Here is an 18,464-nt window from a genome sequence, read left to right on the forward strand (position 1 = left end):
AGCGGAATCACGGGAAGGAGAGGGCGGCGCAGGCGCGGCCGATGCGGTCGCAGGCTTCGGTGAGGACGTCGTCCCGGGTCGCGAAGGAGACGCGGAAGTACCCCGGAGATCCGTACGCGGCACCGTGGATCACCGCCACGTGCTGCGACTCCAGCAGGTAGCCCGCGAAGTCCTCGTCGGTGCGGAGCTCGTCGCCGGACGGGGTCCGCTTGCCGAGCTGGGCCGCGCAGTTCACGAAGGCGTAGAAGCCACCGCTCGGCGGCGTGCAGGGCAGGTCCGGGATGTCACCCAGCAGCTTGATCGTCAGATCGCGGCGCGCGCGGTAGACGGCGACGGTCCGGCGTACGAACTCCTGGTCGCCGGTGAGCGCGGCGGTGGCGGCCGCCTGGCTGATGGACGACGGGCAGGAGGAGATCTGCGACTGCAGGGTGTTGATGGCCGTGACCAGTTCGGCGGAGCCCGCGCCGTAGCCGATCCGCCAGCCGGTCATCGCATAGGCCTTGGAGACGCCGTTGGTGAGGAAGACCCGGTCGGTCAGCCGTGGTTCCACGGCGGCCAGGCTGATGGCCTGGCCCGGTTCGTACCAGATCTCGTCGTAGATCTCGTCGGTGAGCACCCGCACATGGGGGTGGGCGAGGAGTACGTCGGCGAGCGCGCGGAGTTCGCCCGCGGTGTAGGCGGCGCCTGTCGGGTTGCCCGGGGTGTTGAGGATGACCCAGCGGGTCCGGGCGGTGATCGCGGATTCCAGCCGCTGGGGGGTCAGCTTGAATCCGTCCGTCTCCGGACAGGGGACGATCACCGGGGTGCCGTCGTTGGCGAGCACCATGTCCGGATAGGACACCCAGTACGGGGCGGGAATGACGACCTCGTCCCCCGCGTCCAGGGTGGCCGCCAGCGCGAGGAAGATGATCTGCTTCGCGCCGCCGCCCACGGTGATGCGGCCTGTGGGGTAGCGCAGCCCGTGCCGCCGCTCGAAGGTGTCCGCGATGGCGGCCCGCAGCTGTGGGGTTCCGTTGACCGGGGTGTATTTGGTCTCGCCCTGCCGGATCGCCGCGATCGCCGCGTCCTTGACGTGGTCGGGGGTGTCGAAGTCGGGCTCGCCCACGGTGAGGTCGAGGATGTCGCGGCCCTGGGCCTCCAGTTCGCGTACACGCTGGGCGGCCGCGGTGCTGGGCGACGGTTTGACGCGGGCCACGCGCCGCGCCGTGCGCATCAGTCGGCCCGCCTCTCGAAGTTGAGTCCGCCCGGCACCTGGAACGTCGGCAGGATCTCCAGGTGGCTGACGTTCACATGGCGGGGCGAGGCAATGGCGAACTCGATCGCGTCGGCGATGTCTTCCGGCTTCAGCGATTCGTAGCCGTCGTAGTACTGGCGCCGGGCCGCTTCCATGTCACCGAGGAGCCGGCCGAAGATCTCGGTCTCCACCCGGCCGGGGCAGATCTCGGTGACGCGGATGCGGCGCCCGTATCCGTCGACGCGGAGCTGGCGGGAGAGGGTGTGCACGGCCGATTTCGTGGCGTGGTAGATGGTGTTCCCGCCGAAGTTGTAGACGGCGGCGATCGAGCTGATGTTGACGATGTGCCCGAGGTCGCGTTCGACCATCCCCGGCATGATCAGCCGTACCAGGTGCAGCACCGCCTGGATGTTGACCGCGATCTGCTCGTCGACGGCGAACTCGTCGGCGGTGAGAATGTTGCCGGAGCGGGAGACCCCGGCGTTGTTGACGAGGACGTCCACGTCGAGGCCGCTCAGCAGTGCGGTGAGCGCGGCGGTGTCGGTGATGTCGACGGCGTGCGGTACGCACCCCGTGCGCCGGGCCAGGTCGTCGAGCCGGCCGGCGTCGCGGGCGACGGCGTGGACCTCGAGTCCCTGCTTCGTCAGTCGCTCGACGACGACCGCGCCGATCCCGGTCGAGGCACCGGTCACCAGGGCGGTCCGGTAGTCGGAGAAGGGCATGGGGATGTGCTCCTGGGGGAGAGATGGGTGGTTCTGGTCGGTGCTTTTCGCCCGGAGAGGGCTACCGGAGACGGCTACCGGAGGGGCCGCCCGGAGGGGGCCTACGCGTCGCGCAGCGGCAGATGCGCCCTGTCCTGCACCCGCGAGACCGCGATGAGCGTGCCGAGGGCGGTGACGACCGCGTAGAAGGCCGGCATGTTGACGTTCCCGGTGCGGCTGATGAGGTAGGTCATCAGCAGGGGCGCGGTGCCGCCGAAGAGGGCGGAGGAGATGTTGTAGCCCAGGCCGTATGCGGAGTAGCGCAGCCGGGTGGGGAAGAGTTCGACGAGCAGGATGTGGATGACGCCCGTGTGACCGGCGAAGATGACCGCCATGACGCAGGCGCCCAGAATGGCGAGCGCCACATTGCCGGTTCCGATGAGCAGGTAACACGGGATCCCGGCGAGCGCCATGGCGACCGCGGCACCCGCGAGGACCTTCTTGCGCCCGATCCGGTCGGACAGCGCGCCCATGAAGGGGATGGCGACGGAGATCGCCACCAGGCTGGTCGCGGTGACGAGCAGGCCCTGCACCTTGCTGAAATGGAGCTCGGTGTTCATGAACGTCGGCATGTAGCTGAACAGCACGTAGTAGCCGGATCCGTTCATGAGCGGGATGAACAGGGCCAGGAGCATCGCGCGCCGGTGCTCGGCGGAGGAGAACGCCTCCTTGAGCGGGTTCTTCGACAGGCCGCCCTCTTCCTTCAGTCGGGTGAAGTTCGGCGTATCGCTGATCCGCTTACGGATGTAGATACCGGTGATGCCCAGGGGAATGGCCAGCAGGAACGGGATCCGCCAGCCGTAGGACTCCATCCGCTCGGCGCCGAGGCCGCTGGTCATTCCGGCGGCGATCAGCGTTCCGGTGAGCAGGGAGAGGAAGGAGGCGATCTGGGCGTAGCTGGTGTAGAGGCCGCGCTTTCCCTCGGGGGCGTGCTCGGCCAGGAAGCTCATCGCACCGGATGCCTCGCCACCGACCGAGAAGCCCTGGAGTACGCGGAGCAGGATGAGCAGGGCGGGAGCCGCGATGCCGATGCTCGCGTACGTCGGCAGGAGGCCGATCGCCGCGGTCGCGACGCTGATCAGCAGGATGACGAAGACGAGCATGCGCTGCCGTCCGATGCGGTCACCGAGGTGGCCGCAGATGACGGCGCCGAGGGGCCGGAAGAAGAAGGAGACGGCGTAGCCCAGGAAGACGAGCTGGACCTGGACGGCGTTGGCCGCGTCCGGGAAGAAGACGGCGCCCAGGGTGCCCGCCATGAAGCCGAAGATGCCGTTGTCGTAGAGCTCGGCGAAGATGCCGACGCAGCCCGCGAGGGTGACCTTCCGCGCGGTTCTCGGGTCGACGACGTGGGGTGCCGTTTGAGCGGCCACGGTACTCATGGCTGTCTCCTTTTTACACGCAGATGCACTGGCAGAGGGGGACGGGGTGCTGCGGGGAAGGGGTACTGCGGGCGGGTGCGGGGGGTTCTGCCGACGGATGAGGGCGGTGAGGTTGCGGGGAGGTTCAGGGGGAGGTCAGGGAGGCTCAGGGGGAGGTCAGGGGAGGCTCAGGGGGTGGGCCCGGCGGCGGGGGTGGGGATGCGCAGGGCGTCGAAGACCGCGCGCACACGGGTTCGCAGGGCGTGGACGGCGTGGCGCTGGGATCGGTGGGCGGCCACCGCGTCGGCGACCGTCCTGCGCCGGAATCGCACGGTCTGGCCGGGCCTGACCTGCCCCAGCGCCGACAGACCGGTCGCGGTCACCACCGCGAGCACCGGGTAGCCGGCGGTGACACCGCGGCCGCGGTGCAGTACCAGCAGTTCGTCGCCCGCGGGGACCTCGACCGCGCCGACCGGCACTCCCCGGGACAGCACCTCGCCGCGCGCCACCCGCCGCGGTACGTCACCCGTCATGCGCAGCCCGATGTGGTTGCTCCGCGGGCTCACGGTGAACTCCGACCGGAACAGCCGGTCAGCGGAGTCGCCGAACTCCCCCAGGTCGGGGCCGTCGGTCACGTCGATCGTCCAGAATTCGCCGAAGCGCGGTACGGGTGCGCCCACACGGAACAGCGGGATGCGGAAGACCGGGTGGTCGACGGGTGGGCAGCGCGTCCGTACGACCAGTTCGTCGCCGTCGCGCAGCGAGCGCCCGAACCCGAGGATCGTGTCGGGGGCGCAGCTGCCGAGCAGGGACGGGGCCTCCACCGAGCCGAGCACCGCGAGGTAGACCCGGATCCCGGACCGGATACGGCTGACGCCGATCGTCTCGCCGGCCCGGACCGGGATGGGCTCCCACTGCGGTCGCGGGGCGCCTCCTACCATCACATCGGCGGGGGCGCCGGTGACCGCGATGAGCACGTCGGTCCGCGGGGTGGCGCTGAAGTCCAGGGCGGTGATCTCGATCAGCGGCGCGCCCTCGCCATTGCCGGCCAGCACATTGGCGACGCGGGCGGAGTGCTGGTCGAGCGCGCCGTTGACCGGCAGGCCGTAACGGGAGTGCCCGAACCGCCCGAGGTCCTGCACCACCGAGATCCCCGCCCGGTGGATGGTCAAGGTGTCAGCCATGGGCCGCCGCCAAGGGCGCGCCGGCGTGGTCGTCCCACTGCTCGGGGGAGATCGGCACGAACCGGAAGGTGTCGCCGGGCCGGTACGGGGTCAGCGGCTCGGCATCGAGGTCGAGTACGCGCAGCGGGGTGCGTCCCAGCAACGGCCAGCCGCCGGGGGAGCGCATCGGGCAGATCACGGCCTGTCGGCCGGCCACCGCTATCGAGCCGGGCGGGACGCTCGTCCGCGGCGAGGCCAGCCGGGGGACCGGCCGCGGGAACGCCGGGCCGTCCGTCATCGGGGCGCCCGCCGGGGCGCCGAAGCAGCGGACCGTCAGCGGCGCGCCGGAGTGCAGCTCCACCACCTCCCGCTCGGACAGCCCCAGCTGCTCGGCGACGACGGGCAGATCGGGGCCGTGCTCACCCCCGTACACCACCGGGACCACGAACCGCCTGGCCACCGGCGGCCGGATGGAGCCCGCGCCGAGCCGGTCGGCCTCGTGCCGCAGGGCGCGCCGGACCGTCTCGTGATCGGTGCCCAGGCAGTCGAACTCGACGAGCAGCGAGTCGTAGGTGGGCACGATGCCGTACACCCCGCCGGGCCGGGCCGCCTCGATCGCGTCGGCCAGGGCATGGACGGTCCGCCAGGCCCGGTCGCTGTCCATGCCCACGGCCTTGGCCACGACGGCCGAATCGCCGCAGTCCGCGATGACGACGCTGCCCTCCATCTCAGACGCGCCCATCGGCGAGCTGGGCCGCTGCCCCGCCGGCCTTGGCGTCCAGCACCTCGGTCAGCGGCGCGATCCTCACCCCCGCGGCGAGCAGTTCCTCCCGGACGCGGTGCGCGAGCGCGATGGCCCCCGGGGTGTCGCCGTGCAGCAGGACGGTGTCGCACGCGACCGGGATGTCACGGCCGCCGACGCCGCGCACCACGCCCTCGGTCACCATCCGGACCGTCCGCGCGGCGATCTCCCCTCCGTCGTGGATCACCGCGCCGGGCTCGCTCCTCGGCACCAGCGTGCCGTCGTCGCGGTAGGCCCGGTCGGCGATCCCGACGATGCCGACCCGCAGGCCGCGGGCGCGCGCGGCCTCGGCGAGCGCTCCGTCCTGCGCCAGCACGATCAGCGACCGGTCCAAGGAGGCGACGGCATCGGCAACCGCCGCCGCGTAGTCCTGCCGGGTCGCGACCAGGTTGCCGAGGCGGCCGTGCGGCGCGACGTGCCGTACCCGGGTGCCGTGCGCGGCGGCGAACGCCTGGAGCGCGCCCATTTGGTAGAGCGTGTCGGTGCGGACCTCGTCCGGCGTCAGGTCCATCGCGCGGCGGCCGAATCCGACGAGATCGGGAAAGCTGGGGTGGGCGCCCACGGCGACGCCGCGCTCGACGCAGTGGCGGACGGTGGCGTCCATGATTCTCGGATCGCCGGCATGGAATCCGCATGCGATATTCGCCGAGGTGAGCACGGACAACAGCGCTTCGTCGTCGCCCATGGTGTACGCGCCGAATCCCTCGCCGAGGTCGGCCACGAGATCGACCGTATTCATCATGAAGTCCTCCGGATAATTGAGGAAAGCGACCTGAGGGAATCGGTGTTTGGGAGAACGTAATGCCGGTGACACGAGGCGGCAAATACACGTTGGATGTGACGTGATCGCCGCTGGATATGACCCGGCGGCGTACACACCGGCGTCCGGGCCGCCCGGCGACGCCTACCATGAGGCTCCGCCCAGGCTGGAGGCTCGCCCATGGACACCAGGCGCCTTTACTCGTTCGTGAAGATCGTGGATGCCGGGAGCATCACGCGCGCGGCCGACATCCTGCATATCGCGCAGCCCGCGCTCAGCCAGCAACTCTCCATGCTGGAGGCGCAGTTCAAACAGCAATTGCTGATCCGCAGCAAGCGAGGGGTGGCGCCGACCGAGGCGGGACGTGCGCTGTACCGGCACGCACAGCTCATCCTGCGCCAGGTCGAACTCGCCCACTCGGCGGTCGACGTGTCCGGCCGGGCGCCGGCCGGCAGCGTCTCCGTGGGCCTGGCCCCGTACAGCATGGGCGCGGCGCTCGCGCTGCCGCTGCTGCGGACCGTGCGCGAGCGCTATCCCGACATCCTGCTGCACATCAACGAGAACTTCGGCGGTGTCATCAGCGAAGCGATCATGACCGGCCGCATGGACATGGCCTTCATCTACGGGGCCGGCCCACTGCGGGGCGTGCAGTTCGAGCCGCTGCGCACCGAGGACCTGTATCTGATCGCCGCGCCGGGCGGCGCGGCGCCGGCGTCCCGGGGCGAGGACGGCGAGGACGTCTCCCTCGAGGAGCTGGCCGATGTGGGCCTGCTGCTGCCCAGCCGCATCCACACCATCCGCCAGGTCGTCGAGGCCGCGTTCCAGCAGGCCTCGCTCCAGCCGAAGGTGGTGGGCGAGATCGAGTCGGTGCTGACGCTGGTCAGCGCCGTGGGCGCCGACCTCGGGGCGACCGTACTGCCCTGGTCGGCGGCGCGCGCCATCCTCGACGTACGGCACCTGGTGGTGCGCCGGATAGTCAACCCGGCCATCCAGGTCAAACTGTCCCTCTGCACCTCCGACCATCAGCCGCTGTCGGAACCCGCCCATGCCGTGCACGACCTGTTTCATGAGCTGATCGCCGCCTTCGGCGAGGGGGATTCCCGCCCTTCCTCCGCTGCCTGATCAGAGCCGGGTATTCCGACCGCCGATCGCGTCACGCAAAACATCTATTGGTTGCCGAACCGCACGCTGACTAACGTTTTTCCGCGCATCGACATCGTCCGATTCACAAAGAACGGACAGCGCGAAAAACGCTTGAAACGCGGTAGAAGCACTGGAGAAATAGATGAAACAGCGTGTGCTCGTCACCCGTGCCGACCTTCCCGGTGAGGGTCTCGCCCGCCTGGCGTCCGGGGCGGAGGTCGTACGGCCCGGCGCGGACAAGCCCGGCCCGGCGGAACTGGCCGAACGGGCCGAGGGCGCGGCCGCGATCCTGGCCCTGGGCAACGACCGGGTGGACGCCGCCCTGCTGGACGCGGCCGGGCCCGCGCTGCGCGTCGTCGCCCTGGCGAGCATGGGGTACGACGCGGTCGACCGGGAAGCGGCGGCGACACGCGGCGTCGTGGTCACCCACACCCCGGGCGTGCTCGCCGAGACCACCGCCGACCTGGCCTTCGCCCTGATCCTCATGGCCCGCAGGCGGCTCGGCGCCGCCCGCGACGCGCTGGCCGCCGGGCGGTGGGACCTGTTCCGGATGGATGACCACCTGGGTCTGGATGTGCACGGCAGCACGCTCGGTCTGATCGGCTACGGCCAGATCGGGCGGGCCGTGGCCAGGCGCGCACGGGGATTCGGCATGCGGCTGCTGCACCACGACCCGTACGCGCCCGCCGCCGCGGCCGATCCGGAATCCCGGGCCGTGGACCTGCCCACCCTCCTCGCCGAGGCCGACGTGGTCTCGCTGCACGTCCCGCTCACCCCGCGGACCCGCCATCTCATCGGCGCGGCGGAACTGGCCTCCATGAAGTCCACTGCCACACTGGTCAACACCTCACGCGGAGGCATCGTCGACGAAGATGCCCTGCTCCAGGCCGTACGGGACCGTGTCATCCACTCGGCGGCCCTGGACGTCTTCGAACGCGAGCCCATGGGGGCCGAACTGTCACCGCTGGTCGGCGAACCCCATGTGATCACGCTCCCGCACATCGGTTCGGCCACCGAGGCCACCCGTGCCGCCATGGTGGACCTCGCCGTGGACAACGTCCTGGAGGTACTCGCCGGGCGGCCGGCGCGCACTCCGCTGCCGGGCAGTTCTCCCACCCCCGGCTCACGGAGTTGACGGTTCGTCAAACACTCACAGAACAACTCACGTGATGGACGGAAAGGACAGAAAGACCACTCATGGACGTCACCGCTCGTATCGAGTCCGTGTACGCGCAGATCGTGCGCCGCAACCCCGGGGAAGCGGAGTTCCACCAGGCCGCGGGCGAGGTGCTGCACAGCCTCGCGCCCGTGCTCCGCGCGCATCCGGACCATCTCGACGCCCGGATCCTGGAGCGGCTGTGCGAACCGGAGCGGCAGATCGTCTTCCGGGTGCCCTGGGTCGACGACCTGGGGGACATCCACGTCAACCGTGGCTTCCGGGTGGAGTTCAACAGCGCGCTCGGCCCCTACAAGGGGGGCTTGCGCTTCCACCCCAGCGTCAACCTGGGCATCGTCAAGTTCCTCGGCTTCGAGCAGATCTTCAAGAACGCGCTGACCGGGCTGTCGATCGGCGGCGGCAAGGGCGGCGCGGACTTCGACCCCAAGGGGCGCTCCCAGGCTGAGGTCATGCGCTTCTGCCAGTCCTTCATGACCGAACTCCACCGGCACATCGGCGAACACACCGATGTGCCGGCCGGGGACATCGGGGTGGGCGGGCGTGAGATCGGCTATCTGTTCGGCCAGTACAAGCGGCTGACCAACCGCTTCGAGGCGGGCGTGCTCACCGGCAAGGGGGTCGGCTGGGGCGGCTCGCACGCGCGCACCGAGGCCACCGGATACGGCACCGTCCACTTCGCACAGGAGATGCTGCGCACCCGCGGCCGCCAGTTCGACGGCTGCGATGTGGTGATCTCCGGCTCCGGCAATGTGGCCGTCTACGCCATCGAGAAGGTGCACGCCCTCGGCGGCCGGGTGGTGGCCTGCTCCGACTCCACCGGGTATGTGGTCGACCGGGACGGGATCGACCTGGACCTGCTCAAGGAGGTCAAGGAGGCCCGCCGGGCGCGGATCGGCGACTACGCCCGGGCCAGGCCGGGTGCGGTGTTCTCCGACCAGGGCTCGGTGTTCGAGGTGGACTGCGATATCGCCCTGCCTTGCGCCACCCAGAACGAGCTGACCGAGGAGCACGCCGTCGCGCTGGTGAAGAACGGCGTACTGGCCGTGGCCGAGGGCGCGAACATGCCCTGCACCCCGGCGGCCGTCGAGGTGCTGCGGGAGGCCGGGGTGCTCTTCGGCCCCGGCAAGGCCGCCAACGCCGGCGGAGTGGCCACCTCCGCACTGGAGATGCGGCAGAACGCCGCCCGCGACCGGTGGACCTTCGAACAGACCGAGGCCCGTCTCGCCGCCGTCATGACCGACGTCCACGCGCTGTGCCGGGCCACCGCCGAGGAGTACGGGGCCCCCGACGACTACGTCCTGGGCGCGAACGTCGCCGGATATCTGCGGGTGGCGGAGGCCATGGCCGAGCAGGGTGTGATCTGACTCCCCGTAAGCACCGTCACGCCGGACACACCCGGCCCGTGGGCTCGTCCGGCAGATAGGTCGAGCGCTCCCGCCGGGTGAGGTCCCGGTCGACGATCCCGCAGATCCTGCCGATCGCCTCGGCCGGCCGGCGCAGGTCGACGTCCCACAGCCGTACGGTCTCGTCGTCGCTGCCGGTGGCCAGGGTGCGGCCGTCCGGGCTGAACGCCACCGCCCACACGCCGTCGGTGTGGCCGCGCAGCGAGCCACGGGATTCGCCGCTCGCCGCGTCCCAGAGCCGTACGGTCTCTCCCCCGCCGCTGGCCAGGGTGCGCCCGTCGGGGCTGAAGGCCACCGACTGCACGCTCTTGGTGTGCCCGTCGAGCACATCCCGGGCCCGCCCGCTCGCCACGTCCCACAGCCGCACCGAGCCGTCCGCGCTCCCGGTGGCCAGGGTGCGGCCGTCCCGGCTGAACGCCGCGGACCACACGGCGTCGGTGTGGCCCTTGAGGGTGCGCAGGGCGCGGCCGGTCTTCGCGTCCCACAGGCGCACCGTGCGGTCGATGCCGGTGGTGGCGAGGGTGCGGCCATCAGGGCTGAACGCCGCCGACAGCACGCCCTTGTCATGGCCCCGCAGCACCTGCCGGGCCCGGCCGCTCGCCACGTCCCACAGCCGCGCGGTCTTGTCGTTGCTGCCGGTCGCCAGCGTGCGGCCGTCGGGGCTGAAGGCCACGGACCGTACGAAGTCGGTGTGACCGTACAGGCCACGGCGGGTTCCGGTGTCCGGGTTCCACAGGATGACCGGCCCGTCGTAGCGCCCGGTCGCCAGGGTGAGGCCGTCCGGGCTGAACGCGAGCGACGGTATGGCCTCACGCGGCCCGAGGGTGAGGGAGCGCCGTTGTTCACCGGTCGCCGCGTCCCACAACTTCACCGTGTCGTCGCGGCCGTTGCCGCTGGCGAGGGTGCGGCCGTCGGGGGCGAACGCCACCGACAGCACACCGCCGGGCTGCCTGGCCAGGATGTCCCTGGCGCGGCCGGTCGCCACGTCCCACTGCCGCAGCAGCCCCCTGTCCCCGCCGGTGGCCAGCGTGCGGCCGTCGGGACTGAACGCCACTGACGACACCGGGCCGTCGTAGCCGAGGGAGAAGGCGTCCCGGGCCCGGCCCGCGTCGAGGTCCCACAGTCGCACATGAGAGCCGCCGCCCCCGGTCGCCAGCGCCCGGCCGTCCGGGCTGAACGCCAGCGAACGCGCCGGGCCGAGCTCGGGGAGGGTGTCCCGGAGTTCGCCGGTACCCGCGTTCCACAGCCGGACGGAACGTTCGCCCCCGCCGGTGGCGAGCGTGCGGCCGTCGGGGCTGAAGGCCACCGCGAGCACACCTTCCGAGTCGCCGGTGAAGCTCGTGCGGACGCGGCCGGTCCGGGCGTCCCACAGCCGCACCTTCCGGTCGATGGCGCCCGTGGCCAGCGTGCGGCCGTCCGGGCTGAACGCCACCGAGGCGACCGTGTCGGCGTGGCCGGTGAGGGTCGCGCGGGGGCGGCCGGTCCCGGCGTCCCACAGCCGCACCAGCCCGTCGGAGCGGCCCGTGGCCAGCGTGCGGCCATCCGGGCTGAACGCCAGCGTCATCATCGCGCCCGCGCGGGGGGTGAGGGTGCGCCGCACCCGCCCGGTGTCCGCGTCCCTCAGCCGCACCTCACGGCCGTCGGCGACGGCGAGCGTACGGCCGTCCGGGCTGAAGGCCACCGAGGTCACCGAACCGGCGTGGCCGGTGAGGGTTTTACGGACCCGGCCCGTCCCGGCGTCCCACAGCCGCACCGTCCCGTCGTCGCCGCCCGTGGCCAACGTGCGGCCGTCCGGACTGTACGCCACTGACCACACCGCGCCCTTGTGCCCGGTGAGGCGCTGCTGGGCGGGCAGGGCCGCCGCGGCGTACAGACTGTCGGTGGCCTCGGCGGTGGGGTGGGTCCGGTAGGCCCGTACGGCCAGCAGCGCGGCCAGGTCGGGCTCCTGGTCCAGCAGTGCGGCGGACTGGGCGGCCAGTTGCCTGGACTGCGCCAACTGCCGCGCGGCCTGGGCCTTGCGCTCCTCGCCGACGGCGGTGTGCCGCTGCCAGAAGGCGACACTCGCGGCGACCAGGGCCAGGCACAGCGCCACGGAGACCGCGGTCAGGACCTGGCGCAGCCGACGCCGCTCCTTGCGCAACCCCGCCCGGCTCTCGGCGAGGAAGGCATCCTCCACCGGGATGAGGTCCGCGGCCCGCTCGGGCGGGCCGAACGCCTCGTCCGCCTCCGCCAGCCGTACGCCCCGGTAGAGCGCCCCGGGATCCCGGCCAAGACGCTCCCACGCGGTGGCGTCCTCGGTCAGCTGACGATGGACGCGCAGCAGGTGGCGGTCCTCGTCGATCCAGTCGCGCAGCCGGGGCCAGGCGGTGATCAGCGCCTCGTGCGCGAGGTTGACGACCTCGTCGTCGAGGGTGATCAGGCGCGCGCGGGCCAGGCGCTCCAGGACGGTGGCCGCCTCGGCCGCCTCGCCCGGCCCGTCGGCCCGCAGTTCGGCGCGGTCCGCCGGGCGGCGGGTGTCGGGCGCCCCCTCGCCCGGGGTGACCAGCCGCAGCAGGGTCCGCCGGGCGGCTTGTGCCTGGTCGGGCGGCAGCCGGGTGTACAGATCCTCGGCGGTCTGGGCGACCGCGCCGTGGATACCGCCGGTCGCCTCGTACGCTGCCATGGTCAGCGCGCGGCCACGGCGGCGCCGCCAGGTCTCCAGCAGGACGTGGGACAGCAGCGGCAGCCCGCCGGGCTCGTCGGCGACCTCCTCGACGAGCCGCGCGGTCAGGGTGCGCTCGACGATCAGCCCCTCGGCGGCGGCCGGTCTGACGATGGCCTCGCGCAGCTCCTCCGGGGTCATCGGGGCCACCAGCAGCGTGGCGTCCCGCAGCGCGTCGGCGAGCGCGCGATGCCCGGCGCAGTGGCCGAAGAAGTCGGCGCGGACGGCGACCACGACCCGTAACCGGCGCTCGGGGTCGCGGGCGGCCAGCAGCAGGTCGATGAACTCCGCCCGCTCGGCCGGGTCATGGCACAGGGTGAAGGTCTCCTCGAACTGGTCGACGACCACCACCGTGTCGCCCTCGCCCCCGGCCGGGGCGAGGAGGTGCGCATGGCTCCGGGCGGGGTGCGGGCCCGGGGTGAGGATCCGGAGGGCGGCGGGCCGCGCCTGGGCCGGGTCTCCGACTCCGGCCCGCGCCACCGTCCGCCCGTCCCCCGCCCGGGCCGCCGTCCCCGCATCCCCCGCCCACGCCGTCCCCGCATCCCCCGCCCACGCCGTCCCCGCATCCCCCGCCCACGCCGTCCCCGCATCCCCCGCCCGAGCCACCGCCCCTCCGTCCCCCGCCCGCAGGGCCGGGATGAGCCCGGCGCGCAGCAGCGAGGACTTCCCGCTGCCCGACGCACCGACCACGGCCGCGAACCGCCGCGCCCGTACCAGCCCGACCAGGTCCTCGGTCAGCCGGTCGCGGCCGAAGAACCGCTCGCGGTCCTCCGGCTGGAAGCGCCGCAGCCCCGGATACGGCGGAACGGCGTCGTCGTCCTCGGGCGGCTCGGCCAGCAGCTGGTCCGTCACCTGCTGCCAGCGCCGCTCCCACTCCGCGCGGTCCCCGCCGCACGCGGTCACATACGCCAGGGCGACCGGCAGCGAGGGAAGTCTGTCGCCGGAGGCCGCCTGGGCGAGGGTCGCCGTGGAGTACTCCGTCCTGCGCGCCATCGCCCGATACGTCAACCCGCCCGCGTGTCGCCGCAAGGCCCGCAACTCATGGGCGAATCGCTCCACCGGCCCGGCACTCGGATCCAGTGGGCTCTCCCGACGCCCCATCTGATGCCCCTCCCCCTCATGGCCCGGGCGTTCCGCCCGGCCCGCGCCTCCCACCCGTACCGGACGCCGCGCGGCCACCGGCCGTTCCCGGCCCGACTTAATTGTCCAGCGCGGCGATTGGGGCCTGCCAGACAACGTCCGGCCCAGAAAACTCGAGGTCAGACGGGGTCGCACCGGCCGGACAACGCGGGCCGACCGCGACACCTCGTCCATCCATCGCGAACGAGGGGAACAAGCACATGCACACGAAGATGCGACTGGTGGGTGCCGCCGTGGCGGGGGCGGTTCTGCTCCCGGTCGGCGCGTCGTCGACGGCCTTCGGCCAGTCGGCGCCGGCGGGGGCGACGGCCGCTCGGGGCTGTGTCTCGAAGCTGCCCGACAGCGCCAAGGCTCAGACGGACCGCGTCACCGCGCTCATCCAGAAACTGGAAGGCCAGGGTCTCTCGCAGGAGCGGATCGACGCGAAGCTGGCCGCGGACTACTGCCTGGAGCGGGTGGACGGGGGCGGTTCGGAGCTGAGCACGCTCGGCAACCCGGACCAGGAGATCAAGCTCGGGAAGCCGATCATCTACAAGACCAGCGGGAAGGACCGCTACATCGCTGCGGCCAGCTGGAAGTGGAAGAAGCTCCCCAAGAACGTGAAGGGGTACGACGCGTTCGCGCTCAGCTTCAGCAAGAAGGTCACTCCCCTGGCCCACTCCCTTGTCTACCGGGGCAATGGGACCTTCTACGGCAAGAAGACGATGACGCAGGCCCAGACGTCCAACGCTTACGGAGCAGGGTTCATTTTCAACGAGGGTCCCAGGAAGGTGAATATCTACCAGCAGAAGATCGACATGCAGGGGTACCAGGGCCTCATGGGCATCTCCTTCAAGGCCAGCAAGAAGGGCTGCTGGGGCCTCCAGGCGTTCTCCAAGTACGGCCACTCCTGGAAGTCCAGCAGCGCCACCGGCATCACCATCGGCAAGTCGAGCATCGGCGTCACCTGGACGAACTACAGCAACAAGTGGCAGCAGGCCAGCCAGCCCAGCAAAGAGGTAGAGGTGTGCCGCAGGGGCTAGTCGCGGCATAGTCAGCGGGCGGTCGGCGCCCCCGAGCGGGGCGCCGGCCGCGGGGAGGGAGCACAAGATGTCCATGCGAAGCCTCTGGGGCCGCTGGTTCGCGCCCCGGCCCCGGCTGCGGGTGCCGCTCGCCGTGGCGCTCGTCCTCGCGCTGGGGGCGGGCGGCTGGCAGGCGTACGCCCGGTTCACGGACGACGACGGCCCGCGCGAGTGGACGAAGGGCCCGTACGGCAAGGCCCCCGCCGCGCTGGGGAAGACTGCCCCGGCCAGACCCGGTGAGATGGTGCGGCGGCTGAACCAGGTGCCCGAGGCCGTCGTCGGCGGCCTGGCGCTGTACGACGACCGCACCCGCGCCGGCGAAACCCGCCTGACCGCCGTCGACCTGCGCACGAACCGGACCTACTGGGAGTACGGGCGCGAAGCGAACCTGTACGACCTGGGGATCGGGGACGAACTGGCCGTCCTGTGGTGGCACGACGGCGGGCTGACCGCCGTCGATCTGCGCACCGGCGAACCGCGCTGGCACGCCGAGGCGCCGCGGACAGCCCCCGACGACCTCCACAGTCTGACCACCCACCTGCGCGTCACGGACCAGGTCGTGCTCGCCGAATCGGAGGAGGAGGTGTGGGCGCTCTCCCCGGCCGACGGAAAGCGCCGGTGGCGGGCCGTGCCGCCGAAGGGCTGCGAGCGGTGGTTCCCCGTGGACGCGCCGCTCACGCTGCGCGAGGTGTACGTCCTGGAGGCCGGGGACTGCCCGGACGACCCCGCCGTGGCCCCCGATCCGCACACCGATCGAATGGCGCAGGTCGGTCTGGACGCGGACACCGGCGCCGTGCGGTGGCGGTTCCCGCACGACGCCCAGAGCCAGCGCTACCTGCCCGCGAACGACACCACCGTGGTCCTCGCCCCGGTGCGCCGCGACGGCGGCGGCATGGCGGTGACCGATGTCTCCGGGCGGCGGCCCGCCACCCGTACCCTGCCGTTCCCCGACAGGGAGAGGGCGCGGGGGACCACGGCCCACACCCTGGTGGCCCAGGCCGACGACGGCCCCGGCGCGCTGCGCGGCTACGCCCTGGACGACGGCCGACGGCAGTGGACCCACCGGGCGGCGAAGGGCACCCGGCTCGGGGAGGCACTGGTCGCCGACGGGCGGGTGTACGTCGTGGAGCAGCCGTTGCAGGAGGCGGGCCGGACACCCCCGGCCGGCCCGTCGCGGCTGCTGGTCCTGGACGCCGAGCGCGGTGGGCTCCGGTACTCCATGAGCCTGCCCGAGCTGGACCGGAGCGGGAGCGGCGAGCCGCAGCAGCTGGAGCCGTCGCTCGCCGGGGACGGCGTGGTCGCCGTCTCCTGGAGCCGGTTCCCCGGCACAGGCCCCGATGTACTGCTCCTCACCGACGCCCGGCCCTGAGCGGGCGGCCTCAGGAAGCGTTCGTCGTCGGGTCGACGGCCACGGGCGGAGCGGCGGCGGCCGGGTCCGCGGCGGTCGGTTTGCGGAGCAGCAGCAGCGCCGCGTCGTCGTGGAGCCGGCCGCCGACGTGTTCCAGCAGGTCGTCGTGGAGGGCGGCCAGGGTACGGGACGGCTCGTCGCAGGTGTGCCGGGCCACCCGCTCGGCGAGCGGATAGAACGCCCGGCCGCAGTCGCGGGCCTCGGTGACCCCGTCGGTGTACAGCAGCAGCTGGTCGCCGTCGGCGAAGGGCAGCACCTGGAGGCTCGGGCGGCGTACGACGAGGGAGCGCAGGCCCAGCGGCGGGGCCGGGTGGGTCGGCTCGATCGCCGTGACGGCGGTCGCGCCGCTGACCAGCAGCGGCGGGGCATGGCCGCAGTTGACGACCTCCATCCGGCCCGGCTCCGGGTATCCGGCGACCACGGCGGTGACGAAGTCGTCGGGGCCGAGGTTACGGGTCAGGCTGCGCTCGATCCGCTCGACGACGTCCAGCAGGTCCGGCTCGTCGTACGCGGCCTCGCGGAAGACGCCCAGCACCAGCGCGGTGGTGCCGACCGCGGGCAGCCCTTTGCCGCGCACATCGCCGACGATCAGCCGCACACCGTACGGGGTGGGCACCAGCGCGTACAGGTCGCCGCCGATCCGGGCCTCCGCGGCGGCGGCGCTGTAGCGCACGGCCACCTGGAACGGGCCGACCGTCGCGGGAACCGGTCTGAGCAGCGCGTTCTGGGCGGTCTCGGCGACCGAGCGAACGGCCGCCAGCACCCGTTCGCGGCGCCCGCGCAACAGGCTGGCCAGCGCGCTCGCCAGCGTGACGGCGCTCAGCGCGGCCAGCGTGACCGTCAGCTCATGGAGCGGCTCACCGGTCTGGGTGCCGAGGACCGCGCCAAGACCCGTGGCGGGGATGCCGATGCCCAGCACGCCCCAGGGCCGGCAGGTGGCCGCGGCCAGCGCGGGTCCCACGGCGAGCAGCGGAAGCCAGCTCATCCCGGCGTCGCCGAGGACGACGAGCAGCGCGACCAGGGAGGTGGTCACCGCGGTCACCACGACCGCGATATACGCCCCCCAACGGGACTGGTCCAGCGAGGCAGCCCAGGATGCGGGGTCCGGCCGCCTGATGGGCTGCCGGCTCGTCCGACGGCCATGGTGATGGTCTCGGGCCTGGCTCATGTCCGGGTCTGAACTCTCTCCACTCGTGGCAGACACGCACACCTGAATGTCCGCGATGCCCGTGATGTCCGTGTGCTCTACCTAACAGGAGTCCGGGTGGCAGCCACAAGGGTTCGCATTTCAGATAGTGAATCCCGGCGGCGCCAGAGAGAGGAATCCCTGCGCGACACATTCCAGCAGCGGGTGAATTTCAGGCGCTGAGCGAAAGACCCCTGGTCACACGGCCCCCCGCCGGAATCAGCCGATCCCGGATCTCGTCGATGCGCGAAGTCGCGATACGCGTGGTCCCCAGGCGCACGGACGTGGCCACCCGCAGCGAGACCCCGAGCGAGCCGACCGTCTCCCCGCTGTAGACGGGCACCGCGAGACAGACCGTGCCCAGCGCGTACTCCTCGCGGTCGAGAACGGGCATGCCCTCCGGGGCGGTCTCCAGCCGCCGAACCAGCTCCTCCCTGCGGGTGATCGTCCGGGGCGTGAGGCCGGGCAGCGGATGCCGGGACAGATAGTCCTGGCGGGACTCGGCGTCCAGTTCGCGCAGCACGCATTTGCCCAGGGCCGTGGCGTGTCCCGCCCCCTCGAACCCCACCCAGAGGTCGACTCGCGGCGCCCGCGGGCTGTCGACGATATCGGCGACCCTGATCTCGCCGTCCTCGTAGAAGGTCAGATACGCGGCGACCACCAGGTCGTCGCGCAGCGCGGTGAGCGCGGGGCGCACCCGGGCCAGCGACGCCTGGCCACGGCTTCCCGCGCACAGGGCGCCGACCTTGTCCCCGATGACGAACCCGCCGTCGTCGAGCTTGCGCGCGTAGCCGTCGTGACACAGGGTGCGCAGCAGGTGGTAGGTGGTGGCCAGGGGCAGCCCGGCCTCGCGTGCGAGCTGTTTCGCCGGCGCGCCGCCCTCGTGCGCGCCGACGGCCTCCAGCAGGCGGAGGGCCCGCTGCACGGATGCGATGAGCGTAGGGGCCGCCTGAGCGCTCATGAGTCCAGCTTGCGCCGGGCGCGCGGGGCAGGCAAGGCCCGGCGGCGGCCGCCCGGACCCCGATCGGCCCGACGCCCCGAGCCCCTGGTCCCACTCGCCCCGGCCTTGATCGATTCACCGCCCGATTCACCGCCCGGTTCACCCCCCGCCGCCGATCGCCTCAACACCGTCTTTCACCAGCTCAACTACGTCTGCTTCACGCTTAC

Annotated in this window: 14 protein-coding genes; 5 read left to right on the forward strand and 9 right to left on the reverse strand. The window is 72.1% G+C overall.

Annotation, left to right across the window (positions count from 1 at the left end):
* Positions 1-7: 7 nt before the first annotated feature.
* The 6 genes from ACH4U7_RS36855 to ACH4U7_RS36880 all read right to left on the reverse strand — a co-directional run bounded on the left by ACH4U7_RS36855 (position 8) and on the right by ACH4U7_RS36880 (position 6,060).
* Positions 8-1,213: an aspartate transaminase gene (locus ACH4U7_RS36855; RefSeq protein WP_398532124.1), complete on the reverse strand. Its 1,206-nt coding sequence runs from the start codon at positions 1,211-1,213 to the stop codon at positions 8-10.
* Entirely contained in the window at positions 1,213-1,956 is a 744-nt protein-coding gene (locus ACH4U7_RS36860) for an SDR family oxidoreductase (protein ID WP_398532125.1), read from the reverse strand. Before ACH4U7_RS36860 ends, ACH4U7_RS36855 begins: the two co-directional genes overlap by 1 nt.
* Positions 1,957-2,057: 101 nt before the next feature.
* Positions 2,058-3,374: an MFS transporter gene (locus tag ACH4U7_RS36865; protein ID WP_398532126.1), complete on the reverse strand. Its 1,317-nt coding sequence runs from the start codon at positions 3,372-3,374 to the stop codon at positions 2,058-2,060.
* Positions 3,375-3,541: 167 nt separating this feature from the next.
* Complete coding sequence (locus ACH4U7_RS36870) at positions 3,542-4,537, reverse strand: biotin-dependent carboxyltransferase family protein (RefSeq protein WP_398532127.1); 996 nt, start codon at positions 4,535-4,537, stop codon at positions 3,542-3,544.
* Positions 4,530-5,258, reverse strand: coding sequence for an allophanate hydrolase subunit 1 (locus ACH4U7_RS36875; protein ID WP_398532128.1), 729 nt, complete (start codon positions 5,256-5,258; stop codon positions 4,530-4,532). The genes ACH4U7_RS36870 and ACH4U7_RS36875 overlap by 8 nt, the downstream gene beginning before the upstream one ends.
* Entirely contained in the window at positions 5,245-6,060 is an 816-nt protein-coding gene (locus ACH4U7_RS36880) for a LamB/YcsF family protein (RefSeq protein ID WP_398532129.1), read from the reverse strand. Before ACH4U7_RS36880 ends, ACH4U7_RS36875 begins: the two co-directional genes overlap by 14 nt.
* A gap of 198 nt (positions 6,061-6,258) precedes the next feature.
* Between ACH4U7_RS36880 and nac the strand changes: the two genes are divergently transcribed.
* The 3 genes from nac (at position 6,259) to gdhA (ending at position 9,762) form a co-directional block, all read left to right on the forward strand.
* Positions 6,259-7,200: a nitrogen assimilation transcriptional regulator NAC gene (gene nac, locus ACH4U7_RS36885; RefSeq protein WP_398532130.1), complete on the forward strand. Its 942-nt coding sequence runs from the start codon at positions 6,259-6,261 to the stop codon at positions 7,198-7,200.
* Positions 7,201-7,363: 163 nt separating this feature from the next.
* Positions 7,364-8,356 (forward strand): 2-hydroxyacid dehydrogenase, encoded by a 993-nt coding sequence (locus tag ACH4U7_RS36890; protein WP_398532131.1) that lies wholly within the window; start codon positions 7,364-7,366, stop codon positions 8,354-8,356.
* Positions 8,357-8,418: 62 nt separating this feature from the next.
* Positions 8,419-9,762: an NADP-specific glutamate dehydrogenase gene (gene gdhA, locus ACH4U7_RS36895; protein WP_398532132.1), complete on the forward strand. Its 1,344-nt coding sequence runs from the start codon at positions 8,419-8,421 to the stop codon at positions 9,760-9,762.
* A gap of 16 nt (positions 9,763-9,778) precedes the next feature.
* Here the strand turns inward: gdhA and ACH4U7_RS36900 are convergent, their stop codons facing one another.
* Complete coding sequence (locus ACH4U7_RS36900; RefSeq protein WP_398532133.1) at positions 9,779-13,495, reverse strand: hypothetical protein; 3,717 nt, start codon at positions 13,493-13,495, stop codon at positions 9,779-9,781.
* Between the two features lie 347 nt (positions 13,496-13,842).
* Here ACH4U7_RS36900 and ACH4U7_RS36905 point away from each other — a divergent pair, with 347 nt between their 5' ends.
* Both ACH4U7_RS36905 and ACH4U7_RS36910 read left to right on the forward strand, forming a co-directional pair.
* A complete protein-coding gene (locus ACH4U7_RS36905) occupies positions 13,843-14,664 on the forward strand; it encodes a hypothetical protein (RefSeq protein WP_398532134.1) in 822 nt (273 codons plus the stop codon).
* Positions 14,665-14,731: 67 nt separating this feature from the next.
* Positions 14,732-16,072 (forward strand): PQQ-binding-like beta-propeller repeat protein, encoded by a 1,341-nt coding sequence (locus ACH4U7_RS36910; protein WP_398532135.1) that lies wholly within the window; start codon positions 14,732-14,734, stop codon positions 16,070-16,072.
* Between the two features lie 10 nt (positions 16,073-16,082).
* Here the strand turns inward: ACH4U7_RS36910 and ACH4U7_RS36915 are convergent, their stop codons facing one another.
* Positions 16,083-17,279, reverse strand: coding sequence for a PP2C family protein-serine/threonine phosphatase (locus ACH4U7_RS36915; protein ID WP_398532136.1), 1,197 nt, complete (start codon positions 17,277-17,279; stop codon positions 16,083-16,085).
* Positions 17,280-17,469: 190 nt separating this feature from the next.
* The gene (locus tag ACH4U7_RS36920) at positions 17,470-18,258 is read right to left on the reverse strand and encodes an IclR family transcriptional regulator (RefSeq protein WP_398532137.1); all 789 of its coding nucleotides are present in this window, start codon (positions 18,256-18,258) and stop codon (positions 17,470-17,472) included.
* Positions 18,259-18,464: the final 206 nt, after the last annotated feature.

Source organism: Streptomyces sp. NPDC020845 (assembly GCF_044334165.1).
GTDB lineage: Bacteria > Actinomycetota > Actinomycetes > Streptomycetales > Streptomycetaceae > Streptomyces.

What these genes read in the sequence shown, in the direction of transcription:
- ACH4U7_RS36855 (WP_398532124.1), bottom strand. Translation starts at nt 1,213, where the DNA reads ATGCGCACGGCGCGGCGCGTGGCCCGCGTCAAACCGTCGCCCAGCACC.
- ACH4U7_RS36860 (WP_398532125.1), bottom strand. Translation starts at nt 1,956, where the DNA reads ATGCCCTTCTCCGACTACCGGACCGCCCTGGTGACCGGTGCCTCGACC.
- ACH4U7_RS36865 (WP_398532126.1), bottom strand. Translation starts at nt 3,374, where the DNA reads ATGAGTACCGTGGCCGCTCAAACGGCACCCCACGTCGTCGACCCGAGA.
- ACH4U7_RS36870 (WP_398532127.1), bottom strand. Translation starts at nt 4,537, where the DNA reads ATGGCTGACACCTTGACCATCCACCGGGCGGGGATCTCGGTGGTGCAG.
- ACH4U7_RS36875 (WP_398532128.1), bottom strand. Translation starts at nt 5,258, where the DNA reads ATGGGCGCGTCTGAGATGGAGGGCAGCGTCGTCATCGCGGACTGCGGC.
- ACH4U7_RS36880 (WP_398532129.1), bottom strand. Translation starts at nt 6,060, where the DNA reads ATGATGAATACGGTCGATCTCGTGGCCGACCTCGGCGAGGGATTCGGC.
- nac (WP_398532130.1), top strand. Translation starts at nt 6,259, where the DNA reads ATGGACACCAGGCGCCTTTACTCGTTCGTGAAGATCGTGGATGCCGGG.
- ACH4U7_RS36890 (WP_398532131.1), top strand. Translation starts at nt 7,364, where the DNA reads ATGAAACAGCGTGTGCTCGTCACCCGTGCCGACCTTCCCGGTGAGGGT.
- gdhA (WP_398532132.1), top strand. Translation starts at nt 8,419, where the DNA reads ATGGACGTCACCGCTCGTATCGAGTCCGTGTACGCGCAGATCGTGCGC.
- ACH4U7_RS36900 (WP_398532133.1), bottom strand. Translation starts at nt 13,495, where the DNA reads ATGGCGCGCAGGACGGAGTACTCCACGGCGACCCTCGCCCAGGCGGCC.
- ACH4U7_RS36905 (WP_398532134.1), top strand. Translation starts at nt 13,843, where the DNA reads ATGCACACGAAGATGCGACTGGTGGGTGCCGCCGTGGCGGGGGCGGTT.
- ACH4U7_RS36910 (WP_398532135.1), top strand. Translation starts at nt 14,732, where the DNA reads ATGTCCATGCGAAGCCTCTGGGGCCGCTGGTTCGCGCCCCGGCCCCGG.
- ACH4U7_RS36915 (WP_398532136.1), bottom strand. Translation starts at nt 17,279, where the DNA reads ATGAGCCAGGCCCGAGACCATCACCATGGCCGTCGGACGAGCCGGCAG.
- ACH4U7_RS36920 (WP_398532137.1), bottom strand. Translation starts at nt 18,258, where the DNA reads ATGAGCGCTCAGGCGGCCCCTACGCTCATCGCATCCGTGCAGCGGGCC.